The organism is Psychroserpens mesophilus, from assembly GCF_000826645.1.
GTDB lineage: Bacteria > Bacteroidota > Bacteroidia > Flavobacteriales > Flavobacteriaceae > Psychroserpens > Psychroserpens mesophilus.
Genome location: NZ_JXJP01000057.1, coordinates 1 through 1,372, shown reverse-complemented (window position 1 = coordinate 1,372; position 1,372 = coordinate 1). Strand labels below are relative to the sequence as shown.

2 protein-coding genes are annotated in these 1,372 nt (G+C 30.0%); both read right to left on the bottom strand.

Going from position 1 to position 1,372, the window contains the following annotated elements:
* Positions 1 to 62: 62 nt before the first annotated feature.
* Positions 63 to 845 carry a DUF1828 domain-containing protein gene (locus TD18_RS16440; protein ID WP_040254884.1) on the bottom strand — a complete coding sequence of 261 codons (783 nt, stop codon included), beginning with the start codon at positions 843 to 845 and terminating at the stop codon, positions 63 to 65.
* The gene (locus tag TD18_RS16435) at positions 842 to 1,342 is read right to left on the bottom strand and encodes a DUF6978 family protein (protein WP_040254882.1); all 501 of its coding nucleotides are present in this window, start codon (positions 1,340 to 1,342) and stop codon (positions 842 to 844) included. Before TD18_RS16435 ends, TD18_RS16440 begins: the two co-directional genes overlap by 4 nt.
* Positions 1,343 to 1,372 lie beyond the last annotated feature (30 nt).

The window sequence follows — 1,372 nt, the reverse complement described above, 5'->3', positions numbered from 1 at the left end:
AGGATTTTCCGAGTACACACAGACCAAGCAATTAGTTATACACGTTGTTGTAAGTAGTATTTTTACGCAGATATAAGACCTCGACTTTTTTCTGATTCACGTTCGGACCAAAGAATATAATCAGCATTCTTTGCTTTAAGAGCATCAAGAAATTCAGTTCTAATTTCTTTATCTATATCATTAATAATTGCAATTGCGTTCACATTCTTTTTCGTGATTTTTTCTCGAACTGGTTTTATATCATCCCAAGCAAAAAGAAAAGTTGGTAAATTTGATTTGTTTATTGTATTAAAAGATTTAATGACAATTTCTTTATTCTTTTTAGCGATTTGAAAATCAAAATTAAATTCCAATCCTGTAGTTCCTTTAGATATGAAATCAGGTGTATAAATTATATCGTGAGAATCTAAATAATTCCGAACGTCTTCTTTGAAGATTGAAGCAACATTATGTTTTGATAAAACATATAAATCGTTAATCTCAATTATGGCTGACAGAAAATTATGTTTCGTTTGTGAGAAATTATCGCTATTCGCTTCAATAGTCAATTCGTCATTTTCTGCTCTAACTCCATAATTTAAGAGTATCGTGTCTAAAATTGCTCTACGTCTTTTTGAACCCTGAATGTGTAGACCTTGAAGTTCTAAATTAGACATAGTTTCTCCATTATCACTTAATCTTAAATGACTTCCATTTTTTTGAGCGTAGATTTCAATTGTATCATTAAATGCTCCAACAAAAGGTGTATTTATGAGAAACCAATCAGTATCAGAGTCCTTTTGGATAAAGGTTTTTTCTCTTAACCAATTGTAATAATTGTCTACATATGTATTTACCCAATTCAAAGTATTGCTTGTTGAATATTAATTAATGATTTTAAATTTATTCTTCGAGCAAAGTTAAATATTAAATCCGATAAGTCTGATGGTTGATTGATATCTTTAATTGGAAAATCAATATCAGATAGCGGAATTGCCCAAGCCAAAGGTCTATAACCTTCAACATAAATGTGCATATGCGATTCCGATGGGTCAAACCATTTGTCAGCATATGGAACTAGAATATCAGGTAACGTTGGTAATACATTAGCAGGATTGTGATGACCTCCTTTAAAGTCAATTCTTAACAGTCCAACATAAGAGTTACTCTCTAAATGATGTATCGAAGTTTTAAGTATAATTTTCTGATTGGTTGTAATTTCAACCCAAAATTCATAATCTGAATCTTGATGAGAAATCAATTCCAATCTGTTTTTCTTTTTTGATAAATCTATTGTTTGATTAGGGTCAATTAAGACCTTTTCTAAATCTAATAGATATTTTGCTTCTTGGTTAGTTAGCATGTTTCTTCAATATGTCTAGTCCTGAAATAT

Bases quoted from the DNA above. Each gene is read 5' to 3' on its own strand.
- TD18_RS16435 (WP_040254882.1), bottom strand. From the start codon at position 1,342: ATGCTAACTAACCAAGAAGCAAAATATCTATTAGATTTAGAAAAGGTC.